This is a genomic window from Pseudomonas sp. FFUP_PS_473, from assembly GCF_002858665.1.
GTDB classification, from domain to species: domain Bacteria; phylum Pseudomonadota; class Gammaproteobacteria; order Pseudomonadales; family Pseudomonadaceae; genus Aquipseudomonas; species Aquipseudomonas defluvii.
This window is the reverse complement of sequence record NZ_PJQQ01000011.1, coordinates 30,241-55,509: the sequence shown is the minus strand read 5'-3', so window position 1 is coordinate 55,509 and position 25,269 is coordinate 30,241. Positions and strand designations below refer to the sequence as shown.

The 25,269-nt window shown below is 61.6% G+C and carries 21 protein-coding genes and 1 pseudogene; 8 read left to right on the top strand and 14 right to left on the bottom strand.

Translation table 11 applies throughout. The features are described from left to right. Positions 1–36: 36 nt before the first annotated feature. The 6 genes from potA (at position 37) to CYD26_RS09660 (ending at position 8,429) form a co-directional block, all read left to right on the top strand. Positions 37–1,179, top strand: a complete 1,143-nt coding sequence (gene potA / locus CYD26_RS09685; RefSeq protein ID WP_065760073.1) for a polyamine ABC transporter ATP-binding protein — start codon at positions 37–39, stop codon at positions 1,177–1,179. Further along, complete coding sequence (locus CYD26_RS09680) at positions 1,176–2,096, top strand: ABC transporter permease subunit (RefSeq protein ID WP_102052478.1); 921 nt, start codon at positions 1,176–1,178, stop codon at positions 2,094–2,096. The genes potA and CYD26_RS09680 overlap by 4 nt, the downstream gene beginning before the upstream one ends. Then, positions 2,093–2,989: an ABC transporter permease subunit gene (locus tag CYD26_RS09675; protein ID WP_099776250.1), complete on the top strand. Its 897-nt coding sequence runs from the start codon at positions 2,093–2,095 to the stop codon at positions 2,987–2,989. The genes CYD26_RS09680 and CYD26_RS09675 overlap by 4 nt, the downstream gene beginning before the upstream one ends. Positions 2,990–3,232: 243 nt before the next feature. Further along, on the top strand, positions 3,233–4,324 hold the full coding sequence (locus CYD26_RS09670; RefSeq protein WP_102052477.1) for an efflux RND transporter periplasmic adaptor subunit: 1,092 nt from the start codon (positions 3,233–3,235) through the stop codon (positions 4,322–4,324). Beyond that, on the top strand, positions 4,321–5,385 hold the full coding sequence (locus CYD26_RS09665; protein WP_102052476.1) for an efflux RND transporter periplasmic adaptor subunit: 1,065 nt from the start codon (positions 4,321–4,323) through the stop codon (positions 5,383–5,385). Before CYD26_RS09670 ends, CYD26_RS09665 begins: the two co-directional genes overlap by 4 nt. Then, positions 5,382–8,429, top strand: coding sequence for an efflux RND transporter permease subunit (locus tag CYD26_RS09660; protein WP_102052475.1), 3,048 nt, complete (start codon positions 5,382–5,384; stop codon positions 8,427–8,429). Before CYD26_RS09665 ends, CYD26_RS09660 begins: the two co-directional genes overlap by 4 nt. An 80-nt stretch (positions 8,430–8,509) precedes the next feature. On the opposite strand, the gene CYD26_RS09655 is transcribed toward CYD26_RS09660, so the two are convergent. From CYD26_RS09655 to CYD26_RS09605, 11 genes and pseudogenes are all read right to left on the bottom strand, one after another. After that, positions 8,510–9,154: a methionine ABC transporter permease gene (locus CYD26_RS09655; protein ID WP_099776246.1), complete on the bottom strand. Its 645-nt coding sequence runs from the start codon at positions 9,152–9,154 to the stop codon at positions 8,510–8,512. Continuing rightward, complete coding sequence (locus tag CYD26_RS09650; protein WP_102052474.1) at positions 9,144–10,271, bottom strand: methionine ABC transporter ATP-binding protein; 1,128 nt, start codon at positions 10,269–10,271, stop codon at positions 9,144–9,146. Before CYD26_RS09650 ends, CYD26_RS09655 begins: the two co-directional genes overlap by 11 nt. Before the next feature lies 1 nt (position 10,272). Then, positions 10,273–11,079, bottom strand: coding sequence for a MetQ/NlpA family ABC transporter substrate-binding protein (locus CYD26_RS09645; protein ID WP_102052473.1), 807 nt, complete (start codon positions 11,077–11,079; stop codon positions 10,273–10,275). Beyond that, positions 11,072–12,469, bottom strand: coding sequence for an LLM class flavin-dependent oxidoreductase (locus CYD26_RS09640; RefSeq protein WP_102052472.1), 1,398 nt, complete (start codon positions 12,467–12,469; stop codon positions 11,072–11,074). Before CYD26_RS09640 ends, CYD26_RS09645 begins: the two co-directional genes overlap by 8 nt. After that, positions 12,469–13,674 (bottom strand): SfnB family sulfur acquisition oxidoreductase, encoded by a 1,206-nt coding sequence (locus tag CYD26_RS09635; protein WP_102052471.1) that lies wholly within the window; start codon positions 13,672–13,674, stop codon positions 12,469–12,471. Before CYD26_RS09635 ends, CYD26_RS09640 begins: the two co-directional genes overlap by 1 nt. 19 nt (positions 13,675–13,693) lie before the next feature. Further along, on the bottom strand, positions 13,694–14,935 hold the full coding sequence (locus CYD26_RS09630; protein ID WP_102052470.1) for an SfnB family sulfur acquisition oxidoreductase: 1,242 nt from the start codon (positions 14,933–14,935) through the stop codon (positions 13,694–13,696). A gap of 205 nt (positions 14,936–15,140) precedes the next feature. Next, positions 15,141–15,848, bottom strand: coding sequence for a hypothetical protein (locus CYD26_RS09625; RefSeq protein WP_102052469.1), 708 nt, complete (start codon positions 15,846–15,848; stop codon positions 15,141–15,143). 184 nt (positions 15,849–16,032) lie between these two features. Beyond that, positions 16,033–16,794, bottom strand: coding sequence for an L-cystine ABC transporter ATP-binding protein TcyN (tcyN, locus tag CYD26_RS09620; RefSeq protein WP_102052468.1), 762 nt, complete (start codon positions 16,792–16,794; stop codon positions 16,033–16,035). A 4-nt stretch (positions 16,795–16,798) separates the two neighbouring features. Continuing rightward, entirely contained in the window at positions 16,799–17,467 is a 669-nt protein-coding gene (tcyL, locus tag CYD26_RS09615) for a cystine ABC transporter permease (RefSeq protein WP_102052467.1), read from the bottom strand. Continuing rightward, a pseudogene (tcyJ, locus tag CYD26_RS09610) lies at positions 17,464–18,257 on the bottom strand (cystine ABC transporter substrate-binding protein). Before tcyJ ends, tcyL begins: the two are co-directional and overlap by 4 nt. Positions 18,258–18,374: 117 nt before the next feature. Next, positions 18,375–19,379 (bottom strand): D-cysteine desulfhydrase, encoded by a 1,005-nt coding sequence (locus CYD26_RS09605; protein ID WP_102052465.1) that lies wholly within the window; start codon positions 19,377–19,379, stop codon positions 18,375–18,377. A gap of 190 nt (positions 19,380–19,569) precedes the next feature. On the opposite strand from CYD26_RS09605, the gene epsC reads away from it, so the two are divergent. Together epsC and betT are read left to right on the top strand one after the other, a co-directional pair. Next, on the top strand, positions 19,570–20,502 hold the full coding sequence (gene epsC / locus CYD26_RS09600) for a serine O-acetyltransferase EpsC (RefSeq protein WP_102052464.1): 933 nt from the start codon (positions 19,570–19,572) through the stop codon (positions 20,500–20,502). A gap of 202 nt (positions 20,503–20,704) precedes the next feature. Next, positions 20,705–22,666, top strand: a complete 1,962-nt coding sequence (gene betT / locus CYD26_RS09595) for a choline transporter BetT (protein ID WP_178081704.1) — start codon at positions 20,705–20,707, stop codon at positions 22,664–22,666. 73 nt (positions 22,667–22,739) lie between these two features. On the opposite strand, the gene tauD is transcribed toward betT, so the two are convergent. Genes tauD through tauB form a run of 3 tightly spaced genes read right to left on the bottom strand, consistent with a single transcriptional unit; the run spans position 22,740 to position 25,260 of the window. After that, positions 22,740–23,573 (bottom strand): taurine dioxygenase, encoded by an 834-nt coding sequence (gene tauD / locus CYD26_RS09590; protein ID WP_102052462.1) that lies wholly within the window; start codon positions 23,571–23,573, stop codon positions 22,740–22,742. 56 nt (positions 23,574–23,629) lie between these two features. Next, the gene (tauC, locus tag CYD26_RS09585) at positions 23,630–24,469 is read right to left on the bottom strand and encodes a taurine ABC transporter permease TauC (RefSeq protein ID WP_102052461.1); all 840 of its coding nucleotides are present in this window, start codon (positions 24,467–24,469) and stop codon (positions 23,630–23,632) included. After that, positions 24,466–25,260, bottom strand: coding sequence for a taurine ABC transporter ATP-binding subunit (tauB, locus tag CYD26_RS09580; RefSeq protein ID WP_099776229.1), 795 nt, complete (start codon positions 25,258–25,260; stop codon positions 24,466–24,468). Before tauB ends, tauC begins: the two co-directional genes overlap by 4 nt. Positions 25,261–25,269 lie beyond the last annotated feature (9 nt).

Below are 25,269 nucleotides of genomic sequence, written 5' to 3'. Positions count from 1 at the left end.
GGCGGGCTGCAAAAATTCTTGTTGGGAGTTTCACACATGGCTGTTGCCTCCGGTGCCTATAAAAAAGCCCTCGATGGCGGCCAGCAACCTAAACAGGTGCTGGTGAAAATCGATCGGGTTACAAAAAAGTTCGACGAAACGGTCGCCGTGGACGATGTGTCCCTGGAAATCCGCAAGGGCGAGATCTTCGCTCTGCTGGGTGGCTCCGGCTCGGGTAAATCCACATTGCTGCGGATGTTGGCCGGTTTCGAGCGTCCGACCGAAGGCCGCATCTTCCTTGATGGTGTCGACATCACCGATATGCCGCCTTATGAACGGCCGATCAACATGATGTTCCAGTCCTATGCGTTGTTCCCGCACATGACCGTTGCGCAGAATATCGCGTTCGGCCTGAAGCAGGACCGCATGCCGGCTGCCGAGATCGACGCCCGTGTGGCCGAGATGCTCAAGCTGGTGCACATGACCCAGTATGCCAAGCGCAAGCCGCACCAGCTTTCCGGCGGTCAGCGTCAGCGTGTGGCCCTGGCCCGCTCCTTGGCCAAACGGCCAAAACTGCTGTTGCTCGACGAGCCAATGGGCGCACTGGACAAGAAGTTGCGTTCGCAGATGCAACTGGAACTGGTGCAGATCATTGAGCGCGTGGGGGTGACCTGCGTGATGGTGACCCACGACCAGGAAGAGGCCATGACCATGGCCGAGCGCATTGCGATCATGCACCTGGGCTGGATCGCCCAGATCGGTAGCCCGATCGACGTCTACGAGACCCCGACCAGCCGCCTGGTCTGTGAGTTCATCGGCAACGTCAACCTGTTCGAAGGCGAAGTGGTGGATGACGCCGAAAGCTATGCCCTGATCTCCAGCCCCGAGCTTGAGCGCGGCATCTACGTTGGCCACGGCGTCACTACCTCGGTGGAAGACAAGCACATCACCTATGCGCTGCGCCCAGAGAAGCTGCTGGTAACCACCGAGCAACCGTCATGTGAGCACAACTGGTCGCGCGGCAAGGTTCACGATATTGCCTACCTGGGTGGCCATTCGGTGTTCTACGTCGAGTTGCCGAGCGGCAAGGTGGTGCAGTCGTTCGTTGCCAACGCCGAACGCCAAGGAACCCGGCCGACCTGGGGTGACCAGGTCTATGTGTGCTGGGAAGACGACTCCGGTGTGGTATTGCGCTCATGAAAATTCGAAAACTGAAGCGCGCTTTCCAGCGCCTGGTTCCCGAGGGGCGTCACCTGGTCATTGGTGCGCCATTCCTGTGGCTTTTCCTGTTCTTCATGCTGCCGTTCTTCATCGTTCTGAAGATCAGCTTTGCCGAAGCGGACGTCGCTATTCCGCCGTACACCGAGATCTACACCTTCGTCGAGCAGAAACTCGAACTGGTGCTGAACCTCGGCAACTACGCCATGTTGACCGACGACGAGCTGTACCTGTCGGCCTACCTGGGCTCGTTGAAGATGGCCTTCATCAGCACGCTGCTGTGCTTGTTGATCGGCTTTCCGATGGCCTACGCCATTGCCAATGCGCGCAAGGAAACCCAGACGGTCCTGCTGCTGTTGATCATGATGCCGACCTGGACCGCGATCCTGATTCGGGTCTATGCCTGGATGGGCATCCTCAGCAACAACGGTCTGCTTAACGGCTTCTTGATGACCATGGGCTTTATCGACGAGCCGTTGCAGATCCTCAACACCAACCTGGCGGTTTACATCGGTGTGGTGTACTCGTACCTGCCGTTCATGATCCTGCCGCTGTATGCCAACCTGGTGAAGCACGACCCAAGCCTGCTTGAGGCTGCTTCCGACCTGGGTTCCAGCACCTTCAACAGCTTCTGGAAAATCACCGTGCCGCTGTCCAAGAACGGGATCATCGCCGGCTGCATGCTGGTGTTCATTCCGGTGGTGGGTGAGTTCGTTATCCCAGAACTGCTCGGCGGCCCGGAAACCCTGATGATCGGTAAAGTGCTGTGGCAAGAGTTCTTCAACAACCGTGACTGGCCAGTGGCTTCGGCACTGGCGGTAGTGATGCTGGCGATCCTGATCGTACCGATCCTGCTCTTCAACCGTAGTCAGGCCAAAGAGATGGAGGGTCGGGCATGAAGCGTTTCAGTTTCTCCAAGCTGATGCTGGTAGTGGGCTTGCTGTTCATCTACCTGCCGATGCTGATCCTGGTGATCTACTCGTTCAACGCCTCCAAGCTGGTGACGGTCTGGGGCGGCTGGTCGGTGAAGTGGTACGTTGGCCTGCTCGACAACAGCCAGTTGATGGGCTCGGTGGCGCGCTCGCTGGAAATCGCCTGCTACACCGCGATTGCCGCCGTCGTCCTCGGTACCCTGGCGGCCTTCGTGCTGACACGGGTAACCCGCTTCAAGGGCCGTACCCTGTTTGGTGGCCTGGTCACTGCGCCGTTGGTCATGCCTGAGGTGATTACCGGCCTGTCGCTGCTGCTGCTGTTCGTGGCAATGGCACAGATGATCGGCTGGCCGCAGGAGCGCGGTATCCTCACCATCTGGATTGCGCACACCACCTTTTGCTCTGCCTATGTAGCGGTGGTGGTGTCGGCACGCCTGCGCGAGCTGGACCTGTCCATCGAAGAGGCTGCAATGGACCTGGGTGCGCGGCCATGGAAGGTGTTCTTCCTGATCACCATTCCGATGATCGCGCCTTCGCTGGCAGCGGGCGGCATGATGTCCTTTGCCCTGTCGCTGGACGACCTGGTATTGGCCAGCTTCGTCTCCGGCCCGGGCTCGACCACCCTGCCGATGGAAGTTTTCTCGGCTGTGCGTCTGGGCGTGAAGCCGGAAATCAACGCGGTGGCCAGCTTGATTCTGCTGTCGGTGTCGTTGGTGACCTTCCTGGTCTGGTACTTCAGCCGTCGGGCCGAAGAGCGCCGCCGTCGGGCTATCCAGCAAGCCATCGAGGAAAGTGCAGCCGACTCGTGGAAGCAGCCGGACGTGCGTCGCGCGCCGGCACCTGCTGCCGTTTCGGTGTAAGTGCAAGCAAGCGCATACGTCAGCTGGCGTATGCGCTTGCGCAATGGTGGTATCGCCGAAAAGGCCGCCCCTCACCCGGGCGGCCTTTTCTGTCTCTCTGATCTGAATCAACATTTCCTTTTGACCTACGCAATGTAGCGTCGATTCCTGCATTCCTTCGCTGGCTTCGCAAGCGGCGCTTGTAACCCTGATCTACGCTAACACTCGCATCCTCTCTTCGACTGGGTATCGCAAGGAGCTCGCATGCCGGTGTCGCGTCCAAACCTGATCGTCTGCCTGGGACTAACGTTGCTACTGGGTGCCTGTGGCGAGAAAGAAACCATTGAGTCGCAACGCCCGCGTGTTGTGGTTCAGGTTGCCGAAACCAATGATTACGCTGCCGCAGCGACGCTGACGGGCGATATCCAGGCACGTGTACAGACTGAGTTGTCGTTCCGGGTGGGCGGCCAGATCATTTCCCGCAGTGTCGATGTCGGTGACCGGGTGACGGCCAAGCAGGTGCTGGCAAGGCTTGACCCCAAGGACCTGCAGACCGCCGTCGATTCGGCCGCTGCACAGGTGTTTGCCGAGCAGGCACGTGTCACCCAGGCCAGTAAGGCGTTTGCACGGCAGCAAAAGCTGCTGCCAAAGGGCTACACCAGCCAGAGCGAATACGACACCGCCGAAGCCGCCCTGCTCAGCAGCCGCAGCGCACTGAAGGCTGCCGAGGCGCAGTTGGCCAGTGCTCGTGAGCAGTTGAGTTATGCCGCACTTGTAGCCGATACCGCAGGCGTCATCACCGCGGGTCAGGCCGAAGTCGGGCAGGTGGTTCAAGCGACAATGCCCATTTTCAGCCTGGCTGCCGATGGCCCGCGCGACGCGGTGTTCAACGTGTATGAGTCGCTGTCGGTTGACCCACGTAATGACCGGCGTGTGACCGTTCGTATGGTCGATAACCCGCAGGTGCAGGCCTCGGGGCGGGTGCGTGAGGTTAACCCGACCGTCTCGGCGCAGAGCGGTACTGTGCAGGTAAAAGTCGGGCTGGACTCGACTCCCAAGGGCATGGAGCTGGGCTCCGTGGTCAGTGCCAGCGTGAATGCTGCGGGTAAAACAAGTGTCGAGCTGCCTTGGGCGGCCTTGACCAAGGCGCTGCATGATCCAGCTGTCTGGGTGGTCGACAAGGACGGCAAGGTCAACTTGCAGTTGGTGACCGTCAGCCGCTACCTGACCGGCAAGGTGGTGATCGCGGAGGGGCTGAAGGGCGGCGAGACGGTGGTCGTGGCCGGTGGCCAGACCTTGCACCCTGGTGCAGTGGTCGAGGTGGTTCCGGCAAGTGCTGAAGGGGTGGCGCCATGAAATCTGTTGCGATCCTTATCAGCACCTGCCTGTGCCTGGTTGCCTGCACCGAGGAACACAGTGAGGAGCCTGTGCGCCCTGTACTGACGTTGCGGGTCACGACACAGGACACTCAACAATGGGGGCGCTATGCCGGGAGCATCCAGGCCCGCTATGAAACCAACCTGGGTTTTCGGGTGGGTGGACGAATCGCTCAGCGTCATGTGGATGTTGGCACCGAGGTGGCCAAGGATGCCTTGCTGGCGACGCTTGACCCGACCGATCAGCGTAACCAGTTGCGTGCCGCCGAGGGTGACCTCGCCAAGATCCAGGCCCAATTGATCAATGCCCAGGCCAATGCCCGACGCCAGCAGCAGTTGTACGACCGGGGGGCCGGCGCGCTGGCCCAGTTGGATATTGCCCAGACCAACCTGAAGACCACCAAGGCTGCCCTGGACCAGGCCAGTGCGGCGTTCAGGCAGGCGCGTGACCAGCTCGGCTACACCGAGCTGCACACCGACCATGGGGGCGTTGTGACGGCCTGGCAAGCCGAAGCCGGACAGACCGTTACCGCCGGCCAACCCGTGGTCACCTTGGCCCGTCCTGACGTCAAGGAGGCGGTCATCGACCTGCCGACAACACTGGCTGAACAGTTGCCCAAGGGCTTGCGCTTTCATGTCGAGGCGCAGCTTGACCCCAGTACCCAAACGTCCGCTTCGCTGCGTGAGCTTGAGCCGCAGGCCGATGCGGCGACCCGAACCCGTCGCGCCCGTCTGACCCTGGCCGAGGCGCCGATCGGCTTCCGTCTGGGGACGGCGATCAGTGTCTCCCTGAGTTCGGCCGTGGCGCCACGTGTGGAGCTACCCGTCAGCGCTGTGCAAGAGGCTGACGGCCAGAGCCGGGTATGGGTGGTCGACGAGCAGCAGCAGACCGTCTCGCCCCGTGAGGTCAAGGTACTTGAGCGTAACGACGATAGGGTCGCGTTGGCCTCGGGGGTGCAGGTTGGTGAGCGAGTGGTCAGTGCCGGGGTACACAGCCTGAAGCCGGGGCAAAAGGTCAAACTTGATGAGGTGGGCCCATGAAAGGGAGCTTCAACCTGTCCGAATGGGCGCTCAAACACCAGTCGTTCGTCTGGTACCTGATGTTCGTATCCCTGTTGATGGGCGTGTTCTCCTACCTGAACCTGGGCCGGGAAGAAGACCCTTCCTTTGCCATCAAGACCATGGTCATCCAGACCAGTTGGCCGGGTGCGACCCAGGATGAGACCCTCAATCAGATCACTGACCGGATCGAAAAGAAGCTCGAAGAACTGGACTCTCTCGATTATGTGAAAAGTTACACCCGCCCGGGTGAGTCGACGGTGTACGTCAACCTGCTCGACACCACCAAGGCCGAGGACATCCCGGATATCTGGTACCAGGTTCGCAAGAAGATCCAGGACATCAAGGCCGATTTTCCCAAGGGGGTTCAGGGGCCGGGTTTCAACGACGAGTTTGGCGACGTGTATGGCTCCATCTACGCCTTTACTGCTGATGGGCTGACCATGCGGCAGTTGCGCGACTATGTCGAGCAAGTGCGTGCCGAGATTCGTGCGGTACCGAATCTGGGCAAGGTGTTGATGATCGGCGCGCAGGACGAAGTGCTTTACCTGAATTTCTCCACCCGCAAGATGGCCGCATTGGGCATAGACCGGCGTCAGGTATTGCAGGCTCTGCAAGCGCAGAACGCTGTAACGCCTGCAGGCATCATCGAGGCGGGGCCTGAGCGGATTTCGGTGCGCACCACAGGCCAGTTTGCCTCCGAGAAAGACCTGGAACAGGTGAGCCTGCGTCTCAACGATCGCTTTTACCGGTTGGCTGACATTGCCGATATCAGCCGCGGTTACGTCGACCCGCCGACGCCGATGTTCCGCTTCAATGGTCAGACGGCGATTGGCCTGGGCGTCGGTATGAAGTCCGGCGGTAACATGCAGGTATTCGGTGAGGCCCTGCACAAGAAGATGGAGGAAGTGATCGCCGACCTGCCGGTGGGCGTCGGGGTACATACCGTCTCGGATCAGGCGGTGGTGGTCGAAGAAGCCGTTGGTGGTTTTACCAGTGCGCTGTTCGAGGCGGTGGTGATCGTGCTGGTGGTGAGTTTCATCAGCCTTGGCATCCGTGCCGGGTTGGTGGTGGCGTGTTCGATCCCGCTGGTATTGGCCATGGTCTTCGTGTTCATGGAGTACAGCGGTATCACCATGCAGCGGATCTCTCTGGGGGCGTTGATCATTGCTCTGGGGTTGTTGGTTGACGATGCCATGATTACCGTCGAGGTGATGGTCACCCGCCTGGAAATGGGCGAGACCAAAGAGCAAGCGGCGACCTTCGCCTACACCTCGACGGCGTTCCCGATGTTGACCGGCACGCTGGTGACGGTTGCCGGTTTCGTGCCCATTGGCCTTAACGCCAGCTCGGCGGGTGAGTACACCTATACCTTGTTTGCGGTGATTGCCGCATCCCTGCTGGTGTCATGGGTGGTTGCCGTGCTGTTTGCCCCGGTGCTGGGTGTGCATATCCTCAATGCCAAGGTGAAGGCCCACGACAAGAAAGCCGGGCGCTTTGACAAGGCGTTCCAGAACGGTTTGCTTTGGTGCATGCGCCATCATTGGCTAACGATCATTGCCACGGTGCTGCTGTTTGCGCTGTCGTTGTTCGCCATGCGATTCGTGCAGAACCAGTTCTTTCCGGCCTCGGACCGCCCTGAGTTTCTTATCGACTTCAACCTGCCGCAGAATGCCTCGATCGAAGAGACCCGAAAGGCGGTTGACCGCTTTGAAGCAACGCTCAAGGGTGATCCGGATATCGTTCACTGGAGCAGTTACATTGGCCAGGGCGCGATCCGTTTCTACTTGCCGCTGGACCAACAACTGGTCAACCCCTACTTTGCCCAGTTTGTCATTGTCAGCAAGGGCTTTGAGGAGCGAGGGGCGTTGATGGCCCGCTTGCGGGAACGGCTGAAAACCGATTTCGTCGGCATCAGTACCTACCTCCAGTCGCTTGAGATGGGGCCACCTGTGGGCTGGCCGATCCAGTACCGGGTCAGTGGTTCGGACATCGATCAGGTTCGGCGGCATGCCATCGGGCTGGCGACCTTGCTTGATAGCAACCCGAACATCGGCGAGATCATTTACGACTGGAACGAACCGGGCAAGGTCATGCGTATCGACATTGCTCAGGACAAGGCCCGGCAGTTGGGGCTGTCTTCCGAAGATGTTGCCAGCATCATGAATGGTATTGTCAGCGGTGCGGCGGTGACACAGGTGCGTGACAACATCTACCTGATCGACGTGATCTCCCGCGCCGATGACAATGAGCGCGCCTCGCCACAGACCCTGCAGAACCTGCAGATCCTCAGCCCTAATGGCACCTCGATCCCACTGCTGGCGTTCGCGACCGTGCGCTATGAGCTGGAGCAGCCGCTGGTCTGGCGTCGCGACCGCAAACCGACCATTACCGTGAAGGCAGCGGTCAGCAGTGAGATTCAGCCCACCGATCTGGTCAAGCAGCTCAAGCCGCAGATCGATGAATTCGCCGGCAAGTTGCCAGCGGGCTATCAGGTGGCCACCGGCGGTACGGTGGAGTCCAGCGCCAAGGCCCAGGCGCCAATTGCCAAGGTTGTGCCACTGATGCTGTTCCTGATGGCGACCTTTCTGATGATCCAGCTGCACAGCGTGCAGAAGCTCTTCCTGGTCGTCAGCGTCGCCCCGTTGGGGTTGATTGGCGTGGTGCTGGCGTTGGTGCCGACCGGTACGCCGATGGGCTTCGTGGCGATCCTGGGGATCTTGGCGTTGATCGGTATCATCATCCGTAACTCGGTGATTTTGGTGACGCAGATTGATGAGTATGAAGCCCAAGGCTATGGCCCGTGGGAGGCCGTCATGCAGGCGACCGATCACCGACGTCGGCCGATCCTGCTGACGGCCGCCGCGGCGAGTCTGGGCATGCTCCCGATTGCGCGAGAAGTGTTCTGGGGGCCGATGGCCTACGCGATGATCGGCGGGATCATCATCGCAACCTTGCTGACGTTGCTGTTCCTGCCGGCGCTGTATGTGGCCTGGTTCAAGATCAAGGAGCCGAAACACGCTTGACTGTACGGAGGTGCGGCGCGCGTGGCAGGTACAGTAGTACGCGGCGACTGTATCTCGGGCAAGCCCGCTCCCACAGGGGGTCAGCGTTTGTTCAGGCCCTTGGCCAGGCGGTCGCCGCCCAACTGGATCAGTGCCACCAGCACCACCAGCATGACGATGACGGTCAGCATGATCTGGCTGTCGAAACGCTGGTAGCCGTAACGGTAGGCGATGTCGCCCAGGCCGCCCGCGCCGATGGCCCCGGCCATCGCCGAGGAGTTGATCATGGTGACCAGGGTGATGGTAAAACCGCCGACGATGCCGGGCAGGGCTTCAGGCAACAGTACATGCCAGACAATGTGCCAGCGTCGGCAACCCATCGCCTGCGCCGCCTCGATCAAACCATGATCGACCTCGCGCAGGCTCACCTCGGCGATCCGTGCGAAGAAGGGGGTTGCGGCAATGGTCAGCGGTACCACTGCTGCCCAAACGCCGTAGGTGGTGCCGACGATCAGGCGGGTGAAGGGGATCAACGCCACCATCAGAATCAGAAACGGTATCGAGCGGAACAGGTTGACGAAGGCGCCGAGCACCCGGTTGACGGTCGGTGCCTCGAAGATCCCACCCTTGCCGCTGGTGACCAGAATCACCGCCAACGGGATGCCGGCAAGCAGGGCGATCAGCGAAGACACACCCACCATCAGCAAGGTATCGAGTACACCCTGTAGCAGACGATCAAACCACATATCCGAGTACCTCCACCTGTGCGGCCCAGCCTTGGGCGCGTTCGATCACGTTGTCGTGGCTATGCGGTGATTGCTCCACCGAAATCACCAACTGGCCCAGGGGCCTTCCCTGAATCGACTCAATGCCACCCTGCAAGAGGCTGACCCGGCCACCCAGCGCACTGAACAGTGTCGACAACTGCGGTGCATGCTTGTCCCGGCCACTGACCCGCAGGCGCAGTACCAGCGCCGCCTCAGGGCCGGGTGCTTGTGCCTGGAGGCGGGCTTGCAGGTGCGCGGGGAGGGCCGGTTGCAGTGGCGCCAGCAAGGTCTTGCTGACGTCGTGCTGTGGCTCGCCAAACACTTGCCAGACGGCGCCCTGCTCGACGACATGGCCCCTTTCCAGCACCACCACGCGGTGGCAGATCTCGCGGATCACGGCCATCTCATGGGTAATCAGCACGATGGTCAGGCCCAGGCGCTGGTTGATATCGCGCAGCAGGCCAAGGATCGACTCGGTGGTCTCCGGGTCCAGTGCCGAGGTTGCTTCGTCGCAGAGCAGGATTTCGGGGTCATGGACCAGCGCCCGGGCAATGCCGACGCGCTGCTTTTGCCCACCGGACAACTGTGCCGGATAGACATGGTGTTTTTCCTGCAAACCGACCAGCTCCAGCAACGCAGCGACCTTGCGCTGGCGTTGATCCTTTGGCACGCCGGCTACCTTCAGCGGCAGCTCGACGTTCTGCCAGACGGTTTTGGCCGACATCAGGTTGAAGTGCTGGAAGATCATGCCGATGCGACGACGCAGGTTCACCAGACGGTCTTCGTCGAACTCACCGATGTCGACCTGGTCGATCAGTACCCGCCCGCTGCTCGGTTGCTCCAGGCGATTGATGGTGCGGATCAGCGACGACTTGCCCGCGCCGCTGCGGCCGATGATGCCGAAGATCTCGCCACGCTGGATGTTCAGGTCGATGCCCGACAGCGCCGGGGCGGCTTGCCCCGGGTAGGTCTTGTTCAGGCCGATGAAACGGATATGGGCTGTGCTCAGCTCCGGGTGCAGGGCCCTTTGCTGAGCGTTTTGAGGCGGCGCGAACGGTTGCGCGTCCAGCGCCAGGCGGGCGTTGGCGGCACTCATCTCAACGCTCCCAGCCAGGCTGATAGAGCTTGCCGTAGGCCTTGTCCAATGCGTTATGAACGACCGGCGAGTGCTGGTAGATATCAATGAACCTGGCCAGGCGCGGGTCATCTTTGCTCTGTGGTTTGATCACGAATTGAATCACGTATTCCTTGTGATCCAGGCCGTCGAACAGCAACGCGGAGTTGGCATCGAAGGTGTTTGCCAGGCGAATGTAGTGCGGATAACCCTGCACCAGGTCGGCATCATCGTAAGCCCGTACCAGTTGCACCGCTTCGACCTGAAGAATCTTCAGCTTCTTCGGGTTGGCGACGATGTCATCTTCAGTCGCCTTGTAGCCGACACCTGGCTTGAGGGTGATCAAGCCTGCCTTGGCCAGCAACTGCAGGCCGCGTCCGCTGTTGATCGGGTCGTTGGCAATCGCGACGCTGGCGCCTTCAGGCAGTTCGTCGAGGCTTTTGTAGCGCTTCGAGTACAGCCCCACGTTGTTGATGATCCCGGGTGCATACGGCACCAGGTCGAAACCCGCCGCGTGCTTGGCGTTTTCCAGGAACGGGACATGTTGGTAATAGTTAACGTCGATGTCACCGTTGGCGAGGCTGACGTTCGGTGCGATCCAGTCGCTGAACTCGATCAGTTCCACCTTGAGCCCCTGTTTCTTGGCTTCGCTGACGGCGGCTTCCAACGGCGGAGCGAAGGCCGCAGTGGTGCCGACTTTCAGCGGGGCGTCGTTTGCCTGTGCCGCACCAAACAGGCCGAGGGTCAGGGCGATGGCCGCAACAGGGCGGGCCAGAACGGTCTTAAGCATGCTGTAGCGCTCCAATTGGTTGGACGGTTGTTTCAGAAGGGCTGCGGTAGCTGGCCCCGGTGTGCTGGTCAGGCAGTCGGGCGCTGCCGCCAAAGAGTTTTTCCCGCAGGCTGCCGTCGTCGTAGGCGGTTTTGTACGAGCCACGGCATTGCAGCTCGGGTATGACCAGGTCGATGAAGTCGACATAGCTTTCCGGGGTGACCGTGCGCGCCAGGTTGAAACCGTCCAGGCCGGTTTCGTCGATCCAGGCTTCCAGCTCATCGGCAACCTGGGTTGGTGAGCCGACCAGGGTGATGTAGCGCCCGCCGAGGGCGTGTTGCTCGAGCAGCTTGCGGCGGGTCCAGTCGTTGTTCTGCAGGTTTTTCGTGGCCGACTGGATGGCGTTGTTTTTTTCGTACTGGATCGGTTCGTCCAAGTCGTACTTGGCAAAGTCGATTCCGGTTGAGCTGGCAAAGTGCGCAACCCCGGCTTCGGCGCTGGCGTAGCGCAGGTACTCAGCCTGCTTGGCCCGTGCTTTCTGCTCGCTCTCGGCAACGATGACCGTCAGGCCCATGAACACCTTGATCGACCGCGGGTCGCGCCCGGCGGCGACCGCTGCGGCCCGCACCTTGTCGACCTGGGCCCGCGTCGCGGCTTTGTTCTGGCCACTGATGAACACGCACTCGGCGTGCTGCCCGGCAAAGCTCAGGCCGCGTTCGGAACTACCGGCCTGGAACAGCACCGGGGTCCGTTGCGGAGAGGGCTCGCAGAGGTGATAGCCCTCGACGCGATAGAACTCGCCGTGGTGCTGCACCTTGTGCACTTTGTCTGGCCGGGCATAGACCCGTTGCTGTGGATCGTTGACCACCGCATCGTCTTCCCAACTGCCCTCCCAGAGCTTGTAGAGCACCTGCAGGTACTCATCGGCCTGGTCGTAGCGGCGGTCATGCTCCGGTTGGGCGTCCAGGCCCATGGCTTTTGCCGCGCTGTCGAGGTAGCCGGTGACAATGTTCCAGCCAACCCGGCCGCGGCTCAGGTGGTCGAGCGTGGAGAGCCGTCGAGCAAACAGGTAGGGGGGCTCGTAGGTCAGGTTGGCCGTCAGGCCAAAGCCCAGGTTACGGGTCACTGCGGCCATGGCGGACACCAGCAGCAGCGGGTCATTGACCGGCAACTGGATGGCCTCCTTGAGCGTGACGTCCAGCGATTGCTGGTACACGTCATAGACGCCAACGATGTCAGCGATGAATAGCCCGTCGAACAGTCCGCGCTCAAGCAGTTTGGCCAGGTCGGTCCAGTACTCCAGTGTGTTGAACTGGGTGGAGGTATCCCGTGGGTGTGTCCACAGCCCATGGTTGATGTGCCCGATGCAGTTCATGTTGAAGGCATTGAGCAGGATCTTTTTCTTCGCCATCAGATGGTCCCCCGCAGTGGTGGGTTTTCATCGTTGAGGTAGTAGTTGCCGATGGCGTGGTACTTCCAGCGCACCGGATCGTGCAGGGTATGGGTGCGGGCGTTGCGCCAGTGCCGGTCAAGGCCATGTTCGGCCAGTGTGGCCTGGCTGCCTGCCAGCTCAAACAAGGTGCTGCCGGCGGCCAGCGAGATTTCGGTGCTGATGGCTCGTGCTTCGGCAACTGCAATGGAGGCGGCGGCAACGGTGTCGGCATTGGTTTCGGCCTGCGCCCTGTCGAGGTATTCACCCGCGCGCTCGAGCAGTGCCTCGGCGGCGTGCAGACGAATTGCCAGGTGCCCGAAGGCCTTCAGGCTCAACGGGTCGTCGGTGGCTTTTTCGATACCCGAGTCGATCCAGGGCCGTGTGCGTGTACGCACGAACTGCAGGGCATCTTCGTAAGCGGCGCGGGCGATGCCCGTGTCGATCGCAGCGTGGAGAATCTGCGCCAGTGGCCCGACGGGTGTTGGCCGCTCGAAGGCGCTTTGAAACGGCACGATATCGTCGGCCGCTACCTGCACGTTGTCGAACACCACCGAACCACTGCCGGTAGTGCGTTGGCCGAAACCACTCCAGTCGTCGATGACATTCAGGCCCGGGCTGTTGGCTGGAACGAAGGCCAGGTGCTGTTCACCGTGCTCGTCGACCACCGAGGTCGGAATTCGTTGAGCATACAGCGCACCGGTGGCGTAGAACTTGCGGCCATTGATGCGCCAGTGTTCGCCTTCACGGCTTAGTGCGGTGGTGCGGTCATGGGCGGTTTTGGTGCCCAACTCAGCCAGGGCATTGCCGAAGCGCAGGCCTGCGAGTACCTCGGCATACAGGCGCTGCTGTTGCTCAGGGCTGCCGTTGACGCGCAGCACTTCCAGTGCATAGAAGTGGTTCTGCGGGATCTGGCCGAGCGACGCGTCGGCCTGGGCAATACGGCTGATAACCTTGGCCAGGGTGACGTTGGACACCCCGGCACCACCGTAGGCTTTCGGGACCGTGATACCCCATAGGCCAGAGCGCGAGAACAACGCCAGTTCGGCATGCGGCAACTGCCGCTCGCGGTCGCGCAGGATGCTGTCCTGACGCAATTGTTGGGCGATATCCTCGGCGATCTGCAAGGCCTGGGCATCAGTGTGGATAACCGCAACGCTGGCGTGCGGTGGTGACAAAAGGCTCATAGAGGCTCCAGTGGTCTGGTCAGATCCAGGAATGCCGGGCAGGCAGGGTACCGTTGAGGTAATAGGCGCCGACGGCGTGGTATTTCCAGCGCACCGGGTCATGCAGGGTATGCACACGGGCATTGCGCCAATGCCGGTCGAGGTTGAACTCGGTCAGGCTGGCCCGGCTACCGGAGAGCTCGAAGAGTTTCTCGCTGGCCTGCAGGGAAATTTCCGTGGTCAACACCTTGGCCTCGGCCACGGCGATGGAGGCCCGAGCGGCCGCCTCGGCGTCAATCGGTGCGGCACTCACTGCATCCAGCACGCGGGCGGCCTTGCTCAGCAGCGCCTGGGCCGCGTGCAGTTCAAGCTGCAGGCGACCAATGTCGGCGATCACGTAGGGGTCGTCGCTTGCGCGTTCGACCTTGGCATCGATCCATGGGCGAGCACGTTCGCGCACAAAGGCGATGGTGTCGGCGAGCGCCGCTTCGGCGATCCCGGCATCGATGGCGGCCTGGATCAATTGCGAGACGGCGCCCTGAATATTCGGGCTTTCACCGATCCGCCAGTTATCGACGACCAGCTCCGCGTCGACCGGAACCTTGTCCAGCAGGACGGTGCCGCTGGCGGTGGTGCGTTGGCCGAAGCCAGACCAGTCATCGACAATGCGCAGCCCCGGGCTGCCCCGGCGTACAAACGCCATGACCTGACGGCCTTCATCATTCAGCGCTTTGACCGCGACCCAATGGGCGTACAGGGCGCCGGTCGAGTAGAACTTCTGCCCGCTGATAACGTAACCGTCGCCTTGGCGGGTAATGCGCGCCTTGAGCTCCAGGGTGTTCTTGGTGCCGCGCTCCGGGCCGGCATTGCCGATGCGCCAGCCATTCAGCACGCTGGTGAACAGCAGGGCTTTCTGCGGCTCGGTTGCTGCGCCTTGCAGCAGTTGCAGGATGCCGACCTGATTTTGCGGGATCTGCCCGAGCGCAGGGTCGGCGGCGCTGATGATGCGAAACACCTCGGCCACGGTCTGAAACGAGACCTGCGGGCCACCATAGGCCCGGGGGATCGTGATACTGCCCAGGCCGCTGTGGGTGAAAAGTTCGATTTCACTCCAGGGCAGCTTGCGTTGCTGATCGCGTTTGGCTGCCTGGGTGCGGGCGACTGCGGCCAGTTCGTGGGCTGCCTGCAAGGCTTCGGCGTCAGTGCGCAGAACCTTGGCCGGCAAGAGTAATGGGGCGCTGTCCAGGTCGCTGTGGACTGTGGTGATTGCCAGACTGGACATTTCAGTACCGCTCCTTGGCTGCACTCAATGCCCTGGCGTTACGCACTGGGGTGATTGTGTTCCTGACCATACCTACCTCACTGATGGGAAAGTCGCCGCGGGTGCGGCGACGGAACAAGCGTGGGTCCGGTGGTCCGGTTTATATACCTTAATTGTTTGTAAAAATTAAATGAACGAACTTTTGGGAATATACATAGAAGGGAGGTCAGGGGCGGCTGTTGTAAACCTTCACCTGCAGGGGAGCCGCCCATTGCGAGCTGTTACCCACGCGGTCAAGGACGCAGTAACTGATGTCGAGAAAGTCGTCCGCTCCGGCTTCGATGACCAGCGCCCTGGGGATTTCGCCATGCACGGCGAGGCCGATAGCGTCAGCGCCGAGTGCAGGCAGGTCGAGGCGCACGTCACCCCAGCGAAGGGTGATTTCATCGCCTTCGGCCATGTTCAGGTAAGGGGCGATGCGAAAGGGCAGCGTCGGCCCCAGGCGCTGCAGGTCGAGACCATGGCGAACAACCGCAGGGGCCAGGCTCAGCGGGGCAAGTGCCGGGTTTTCGGTGGTCTCGCACAGGGTCTCACCACCAGGGCAGGCCAGTTTGATGAGCACCTGCAGTGACGGTGACTTTACAGGCCGGCACCCGGGCTTGAGCAGGCGATAGTGCACGCGGTTCGCGCCTGGGCGCAGCAGCGTGCGGGGTACCTGGAAACTGATGTGCTGGTCGAGGTCGTTGGCCGAAAGCTGGTGTGCGGCAACGAAGCAACTGCCCCAGAACAGTTCCAGCACGTCACCCGTTTGCATGGCCGCATTGGTGTGGATGCAGGCACGCAGGTTGCTGGCAGCGGCCAGGCCAATGCCCTCATGGGCAACGTCGGGGAGGGCAGGAGGGGGCAGTTCAGTTCCTTTGGCTGCACAGTGCATGGTGATGTTCCCGTACGAAGTAAATGAGTGGTCGAGGACGACGTTGCTCAGGTTTATTGGCGAGTACGGGAAGCGAGTCAAGGCATGCGGGCGCCGCCTTGGGCTGGGTGCAGGATCTTCGGAGACGTCCTACTTCGAGGGGGAAACCAGGGTGTTCGTCGGGTGCAAAAGTCGTCGTCCTGGCTCAGGGCTGCGAGGCGTGCATACCGAGGAACTTGCCAAGGAATTGCCGGGTGCGTTCTTCCCTGGGATTGGCAAAGAGTGCCTTGGCTTCACCCTGCTCGACGATGACCCCCTTGTCGAAAAAAATCACCCGATTGGCGACGTCGCGGGCAAAGCCCATTTCGTGGGTGACGATGATCATCGTGCGCTTTTCTTCGGCCAGGCTGCGGATGGTGGCCAGCACTTCGCCAACCAGTTCCGGGTCGAGGGCCGAGGTCGGCTCGTCGAACAGAATCACTTCGGGCTCCATGGCCAGTGCCCGAGCAATGGCTACCCGCTGTTGCTGGCCGCCGGACAAGCGTCTCGGATAAGCATTTTCCTTGTCGCCCAGACCGACTTTCTGCAACAAGGCACGGCCCAGGGTGATGGCCGCATTGCGTGGGGTTTTCTTGACCACGATGGGGCCTTCGATAACGTTTTCCAGCGCCGTGCGGTGGGGAAACAGGTTGAAGTTCTGGAACACGAAACCGACGTGCTGGCGCAGCTGGCGGATCAGGCCCTGTTGCTGTTTCAGCGGACGGTTGCCGTCAATCTCGATGTCGCCGACGCGAATTCGACCGCTGCTGGGGGTTTCCAGCAGGTTCAGGCAGCGCAGGAAGGTGGTCTTGCCCGAGCCGCTGGGGCCGATGATGGCAATCACTTCACCGGCGTTGACGGTGAGGTTGATACCGGCCAGTACGGTCTGGCCGTTGAACTGCTTGGTCAGGTGCTCTACGACGATCATGCGCTCAGGACTCCAGGTCGTGCCGGTTGACCCGCGCTTCAAGGCGGTGCTGCAGGTGGGCGAGGAGGCTGGACAGTACCCAGTAGATCAGTGCTGCCGCCAGGTACAGGGTGAACACCTCGAAGGTGCGTGCGGTAATCAACTGCGCCTGACGAAACAGCTCCGGCACCTGGATGGTCGCGGCCAGCGCCGTGTCCTTGACCAGGGAGATGAAGCTATTGCCCAGTGGTGGCAAGGCGGTGCGCGCCGCCTGTGGCAGGATCGCTCGGCGCATGGCCTGGCTGCGGGTCATGCCGATGCTGGCGGCGGCTTCCCATTGGCCGCGGTCGATGGAGCTGATGGCCGCCCGCAGGATTTCGCAGGCATAGGCGGCCATGTTCAGCGACAAGCCGATCAGTGCCGCCGGCAGTGGGTCGAGTTCCAGGCCCAGTTGCGGCAGGCCGTAATAGATCACGAACAGTTGGACCAGCAGCGGTGTGCCGCGAAAGAACGACACGTAGACGCGGGCAGTCCAGCTAAGCACTTTCAGCGATGACAGCCGCATCAGCGCCAGGCCGAACCCCAGCAGCAAGCCGAAGAACATGCCGCCCAGGCTCAGGCCTACGGTGAAGTACGCGCCCTTGAGCAGAAAGGGCGCGGAATCCAGCGCCAGCTGGAGGCTGTCGGCAATCATTTTGTGACGTCAGCGTTGAACCATTTCTGCGACAGCTTGGCCAGGGTGCCGTTGGCCCGAAGCGTGTCGATGGCCTTGTTGATCGCCTCAAGCAGTTCTGGCTCACCTTTGCGCAATGCAACACCGGATTCCTGGCGGGAGAAGGCTTCGCCGGTGACGGCGGTGTCCTTGGCCTTGGCGACCAGCTCGAATGCGGCCAGGCGGTCTACCAGAATGGCGTCGATACGGCCGACCCGCAGGTCCTGGTATTTGGTGGGGTCGTCGTCGTAGGTCTTGATGATGGCTTTCGGTACGTTGTCCTTGAGCCATTGCTCGTAGTTGGTACCCAGGCCTACACCGACTTTCTTGCCGGCCAGATCGGCGGCGGTCTTGATGCTGCCTTCGTTCTTTTTCAGGGTCAGGGCCTGAATGCCGGAGATGGTGTACGGGGTCGAGAAGTCGTACTTCTTCTTGCGCTCCTCGGAGATGGTCACCTGGTTGATCACCACGTCCAGGCGCTTGGACTCAAGGGCCGCGAGGATGCCGTCCCACTTGGTTGGCTGCAGCTTGGCTTTTACCCCAAGCTCCTTGGCCAGGGCTTCGGAGAAGTCCACTTCAAAGCCGGCGAGCTTGCCGTCGTTGTCGACGAAACTGAACGGTGGGTAGGTGCCTTCCAGGCCGACCTTGAGTGTGCCGCTGTCCTTGATCTGTTGCAGTTGCTCCCCGGCGATGGCCTGGCCCAGCAGGCTGGCACCGAGTAGCAGGCCCAGACTGGCACCGAGAACCGTTTCGTCAGAACGGAAATCTTCATGGCTAGCCCCTCTGTTGTTATGGGTGTGGCGGTGACTATAGGGGTGGCACTAATAGATCATTAAATAATATTAATTTGTTTATTTATTCCTTTAAATTCTATTTGGATGCCACCCGTTCATGGGTTCCAGACTTCAGGGTAGGCGAATAACGCCGGTGCCCCACCGGTGTGCAGAAAAATCAGCGGGCCGGCCTCGAAACGCTGGCGGGTAATACCGTCAAGCAGGCCTGCCATGGCCTTGCCGGTGTAGACCGGGTCGAGCAGCAGGCCCTCGTGGCTGGCCAGTTCGCGTATCGCCGCGAGTGTGCCTGCGTTTGGTTCGCCATAGCGTGGGGCGAAGTATTCATCCCAGAGGGTGACCTTGAAGCGCTCCGGCAGTTGCACACCGAGCAGCTCGGCAGTGCGCTCGGCGAGCCCTTGTACCTTGGGTCGCTGGGCTTCGTCGGTACGCGACACGGTGACGCCGATGACCGGCAATTGCGGCAGCACCGAGGCCAATCCCAGGGCCAGGCCGCTGTGGGTGCCGGCACTGCCAGAGGCCAGCACCACCCCGGCAAAGGTTTCGCCGCTGTGCTGGATCTGCGCGGCCAGTTCCAGGCCTGCGCGCACATAGCCCAGGGCGCCGAGGGCATTGGAGCCGCCGATGGGTACCTGATAGGGTTTGCGGCCACTGGCATGCAGGCGCACCGCCAAGGACTGCAACTGCTCATCGGCGTTATCGAGGTTGTCGACCATCTCGACCTTGGCCCCGAACAGGTCCAGCAACAGGCGGTTGCCGTTGCCCAGGTAACTGGCTGAATCGGTACCGATGGGGTTTTCCAGCAGGGCGACACAGCCCAGCCCCAGGCGTGCGGCCAGGGCAGCGGTCTGGCGCACGTGGTTGGACTGGATCGCGCCCGCGGTGATCAGGGTGTCGGCACCTTTGGCCAGGGCATCGGCGGCCAGGTATTCAAGCTTGCGCAGTTTGTTGCCACCGAATGCCAGCGGCGTCAGGTCATCGCGTTTGACGTAGATGTCGCGGCCTGCCCACGTGGACAGCCGCTCGAGTTTTTCCAGTGGCGTGGGCCCGCTCAGCAGTTCAAGGCGGTTGAAGCGAGCGAGCTGGCGTTCGAGTTCGGTCATGGGAAGTTGTGCCTGACAAAAAATCGAGTATAGGCAGCCGCTGGCGTTCGGCGAATAGCTCGGCTTATGCCCCCGGTATAGCGGATTGGAATAAAGGGTTATTTTTTCCAGCGACGCCAATTGCCGTAAAGTGGTCAGCTATCAGGCGAGCATTCCAATCCAGCAGCTGCCGCGTGGCAGGAGAGCAACCGTGAGCGAGAACGCGCAAACAGGGCAATGGCAATTGCAGGGTATCGTCGGCCAGCTACGTGCTGCCCGTGATCAGTGGCGCAGCCGCAATGGCCGCAGCAGTGGGGAGCAGGGCGGGCGCGAATTACCCTCGCGTGAAGCCATGCGGCAGATCCTTGAGCAGTTGTGTGGCGCGTTGTTCCCGATGCGCCTGGGCCCGGTCGACCTGCGTGAAGAGAGCGAAGACTTTTACGTGGGGCATACCCTCGACACAGCCCTGACCGCGCTGCTCGCGCAGGCCCGTCTGGAGCTGCGCTATGTTGCGCGTCAGGGCAAGGCGGACCCGGCACAGGTCGATGCTACCGCCTTGCGTCTGATCCAGGATTTCGCCGCGGCCTTGCCCGGCCTGCGCAGCCTGCTCGACACCGACGTGTTGGCGGCGTACCACGGCGATCCGGCGGCCCGCAGTGTCGATGAAGTCCTGCTGTGCTACCCCGGTATCCTTGCAGTGATTCATCACCGTTTGGCGCACCACCTGTACCGTGCAGGCTTGCCGCTGCTGGCGCGGATCAGCTCGGAAATCGCCCACTCGGCCACGGGTATCGACATCCACCCCGGTGCGCAGATCGGCCCGAGCTTCTTCATCGATCACGGTACCGGTGTGGTCATCGGTGAAACCGCAATCATCGGTGAGCGGGTACGGATCTATCAGGCCGTGACCCTGGGTGCCAAACGCTTCCCGGCCGACGAGTCAGGCCAACTGCAAAAGGGCCAGCCGCGCCACCCGATCGTCGAGGACGATGTGGTGATCTATGCCGGCGCCACCATCCTTGGCCGAATCACCATCGGCAAGGGCTCGACCATTGGCGGCAACGTCTGGTTGACCCGCAGCGTGGCACCGGGCAGCAACCTGACCCAGGCCAATCTGCAGCATGATGACGGGACGCAGAAGTAGGCGGGCTTCCAGGCCGGTTGGGTCGCATCTGAGCGCCATCCATGTTTAACTTGAACGCTCGTTCAAGTTAAACGGTGGTCCGCTGCCGGTGTTCAACAGGAGGAAACCCTTTGCTGAACCCGTTCAATCCAACCCTTTCCACGCGTCGTGAGGTGCACAGCCTATGAGTGCATCCACGCCTGTCCCGACCAGCAAGATCCGCATGAACCCGCCGGTGTTCTACTTCGCGGCAAGCTTCATTCTGTTGTTTGGCCTGGTGGTGATCGCCAACCCCACGGCCGCCGGTGAGTGGCTGTTGGCCGCGCAAAACTGGGCCGCCAATACGGTTGGCTGGTACTACATGTTGGCGATGACGCTGTACCTGGTCTTCGTGGTGGTCACCGCCTTGTCTGGCTACGGCAAGATCAAGCTCGGTGCCGACCACGACGAGCCCGAGTTCAGCTACCTGTCATGGGCCGGCATGCTGTTCGCCGCCGGTATCAGCATTACCCTGTTCTTCTTCTGCGTCTCCGAACCGCTCACCCACTTGCTTCAGCCACCTCAAGGCGAGGCCGGCACGGTCGAGGCCGGGCGCCAGGCCATGCAGTTGCTGTTCCTGCATTGGGGCCTGCATGGCTGGGGTGTTTTTGCCTTTGTCGGTATGGCCCTGGCGTATTTCGCCTACCGGCACAACCTGCCATTGGCCCTGCGTTCGGCGCTGTACCCGCTGATTGGCAAGCGCATCAACGGGCCGATTGGCTATGCAGTGGATGGCTTCGGCATCATCGCCACGGTGTTCGGCCTGGGAGCCGACATGGGCTTTGGTGTCCTGCACCTGAACGCCGGCCTGGATTACCTGTTCGGTATTTCCCATAGCCATTGGGTGCAAGTTGCGCTGATCACGCTGATGATGGGCGCCGCAGTGGCTGTTGCCGTGGCCGGTGTGGACAAGGGCGTGCGGGTGATGTCCGACATCAACATGCTCCTGGCCTGTGGGTTGCTGTTGTTCGTGCTGTTCGCCGGCCCGACACAGCACCTGTTCAACACGCTGATCCAGAACCTGGGTGATTACCTCGGTGCTTTGCCGCGCAAGAGTTTCGATGTCTATGCCTACACTCAGGCCAACGACTGGTTGGGTAACTGGACGGTGTTCTACTGGGCCTGGTGGATTGCCTGGGCGCCCTTTGTCGGCCTGTTCATTGCGCGTATCTCGCGGGGCAGGACGATCCGTGAATTCGTCTTTGGCGTGCTGCTGATTCCACTGGGCTTCACCCTGGCCTGGATGTCGATCTTCGGCAATAGCGCCCTGACCCAGGTGCTTGATCATGGCATGACCAGCCTGGCCCAGTCGGCCCTCGACAACCCGTCGATGACCCTCTACCTGTTGCTGGAAACCTACCCGTGGAGCAAGGCGGTGATCGCCATCACGGTGTTCATCAGCTTTGTCTTCTTCGTCACCTCGGCCGACTCCGGCACTGTGGTGCTGTCGACCTTGTCCGCCCGTGATGGCAACGCCGATGAAGATGGGCCGAACTGGCTGCGGGTGTTCTGGGGCGCCATGACCGGGCTGATCACCATTGGCCTGCTGTTCGCGGGCAGTATCGACTCGCTCAAGTCAGCGGTGGTACTGACCTCGTTGCCCTTCTCGGTGATTCTGCTGGCCATGATGTGGGGGCTGCACAAGGCGTTTTACCTGGAGTCGCAGCGGCAGATTGCCCAACTGCATTCCCTGGCCCCATTCGCCACTTCACGACGTGGTCGCGGTGGCTGGCGTCAACGTTTGAGCCAGGCCATTCACTTCCCGTCGCGGGATGAGGTCTATCGGTTCATGGATGACGTGGTGCGCCCGGCGATTGCCGAGGTCACCGAAGTGTTTGCCGAGAAAGGCCTGGCGGTGATTTCCCAGGAAGACCCGAGCCACGACAATGTCAGCCTGAAGATCGGCCATGGTGAAGAGCAGCCGTTTATCTATCAGGTGCAGATGCGCGGCTATTTCACACCGTCCTTCGCGTTGGCAGGGCTGGGTACGCAAGAGTTGAAGAACCGTCGCTACTACCGTGCGGAAGTGCACCTGAGTGAAGGCAGCCAGGATTATGACCTGGTGGGCTATAGCAAGGAGCAGATCATCAACGACATCCTCGACCAGTACGAACGGCACCTGCAGTACCTGCACCTGGTGCGCTGAGCCCGCTGCCTGCAACCTGCTGGACAGGTGGCAGCCATCTTGCCCTTTTACCGGGAGATGGCTGCCGCGAGGTTCAGAACGGTGCGTCGCCCAGAATCGTCGCCCGGTGCATCACGCGTCGCTGCGGACGGTAGTCGTCTACCGCGTAATGCTGGGTGACGCGGTTGTCCCAGAATGCCACGTCGTTTTCCTGCCAGCGCCAGCGAATGGTGAATTCGGGGCGGGTGGCGTGGGCAAACAACAGGGCGAGCAGCGCCTTGCTCTCTGCCTCGCTGAGCTCGTTGATGCGGGTCGTGAAACCTTCGCTGACAAACAGTGCCTTGCGCCCGCTGACCGGATGGGTTCTGACCACTGGATGTGAAAGCGGCGGGTTGGCGCGGCGGGTCGCCTCCCAGCGTTCGCGGTCTTCGGCGGTCGTGCCAAAACGTTCCAACGGAAACGACTGGGTGAAGTCATGGGTCGCGGTGAGGCCGTCGAGCATCTGCCGCAAGGGTGCCGAAAGGGCCTCAAAGGCGGCGATGCCGCTGGCCCACAGGGTGTCTCCCCCATAAGCCGGCAACTGCTTGGCACTGAGCACCGCGCCCATCGCCGGGGTTGCCAGGAAGGTCACGTCGGTGTGCCAGACGGCGTTGTCGCGCACGTCGGTGACCGCCGTGTCGAGCACCAGCACCTCTGATGTCTCAGGGACATTAGGGTAGATCGGGTGAATGTGCAGGTCGCCAAAGTGCGCAGCGAAGCGTGCTTGCTGGGCAGGCGTCAGCGGTTGATCACGGAAGAACAGTACCTGGTGCTTGAGCAACGCCTGCTCGATGGCGTCACGTTGCTCGGCATTGATCTCAACACTCAGGTCAATGCCGCTGATCTGTGCGCCCAGTGCCGGGCTCAATGGGGTAATGGTCAGGCTCATAGGGGTCTCGTTCGGTTCGGCGCCGAGCTGTCGGCGTGGTCAGTGTCGGTGCGCGATCAATGGCTCTGGCCGTGCCAAGGCACCAGTTTGCGTTGCAGTGCACGCAGGCTCATCTCAAGGGCGAAGGCGATCAGGGCGATAACCAGAATGCCCAGTACCACCACATCGGTGACCAGAAACTGTGCCGCTGATTGCACCATGAAGCCCAGGCCGCTGGTGGCGGCGATCAGTTCGGCGGCAACCAGGGTCGACCAGCCGACACCCAGGCCAATACGCACGCCGGTAAGAATGTCCGGCAGTGCGCTGGGCAGAATCACATGGCGAATCAGCTGTGCCCGTGTAGCACCCAGCGACTGTGCAGCGCGCAACTTGGTCGGGTCGACCGTGCGCACGCCCGTTGCGGTGGCGATGGCAATCGGGGCGAAGATCGCCAGGTAGATCAGCAGCACTTTCGACAGTTCGCCAATACCGCACCAGATCACAATCAGGGGCAAATAGGCCAGCGGAGGAATGGGCCGGTAGAACTCGATCAGTGGGTCGAGAATGCCCCGTGCAATCCGGTTGTGGCCGATGGCGATGCCGATCGGAATGGCGCTGACAATCGCCGCACCCAGGGCCAGGCCGATACGTCCGAGGCTGGCGCCCAAATGTTGCCAGAGGGTCGACTCCATGTAGCCCTGGGTCAGCAGTAACCAGGCTTTGGACAACACCGCGGCAGGCGAGGGCAGGAACAGCGGTTCGATCCACTCGGCTGCCGTGACGGCCCACCAGATGGCCAGCAGGCTGATCAGGGTCAGGCCGCTGATCCAGCGGGTGCTCAGGCTGCGGCGCGCTGCCGTTGTGTGGGCCAAGGGTTTGGCGGCTTTTGCGGCCAACGAAACGTCCAGGCTGCTCATGCGGACTCCTGCCGCGTGGCGGCGCTGCGTTGTGAGAACACCCGCGCCAGCACATGCTCGCGGGTTTCGATAAAGCGTGGATCGGATTTGATCGCCCGGGCCGATTCACCGGCGGCGTAACGTCGCCCGAAGTCCAGCGGCAGGCGCTCGACAATCCGCCCCGGATGGGGGGCCAGCAGCACGAGCTCGGTAGCCAGGAACACTGCTTCCTCAATGTCGTGGGTAATCAGGAATACCGGCTTGGCGGTACGCTGCCACACCTGCAGGAGCAACTCCTGCATCTGCTCGCGGGTGAAGGCATCCAGTGCGCCGAAGGGTTCATCCATCAGCAGCACCCGCGGGTCTGCGGCCAGCGCACGGGCCAGGCCCACACGCTGCTTCTGCCCACCGGACAGCTGCCAGATACGCCGGCTGCCAAACCCGGCAAGGTCAACCAGGGCGAGCATTTCGCGGGCCTTTTGTTCCCGTTGTGCACGTGGCACACCGGCCAGCTCCAGGCCGAAGGCAACGTTGCTCAGCACGTCCTGCCAAGGCAGTAGCGCGTCGTCCTGGAACACCACCCCGCGCTCGGCGCCAGGGCCTTGCACCGGCTTGCCGTCGAGGGTGATGCGCCCGGCACTGGGCGCAACGAAGCCGGCGATCAGGTTCAGCAGCGAGGTCTTGCCGCTGCCGGAAGGGCCTAGGGCCACCAGCAACTGCTGTGGGCCCAGGCTCAGGGAGATGTCGGCCAGTACCGGCTCGGCCGCACCGGGGTACTGTGCGCTGATGCGCTCCAGCTCAAGCAATGCCATGACAGGCTC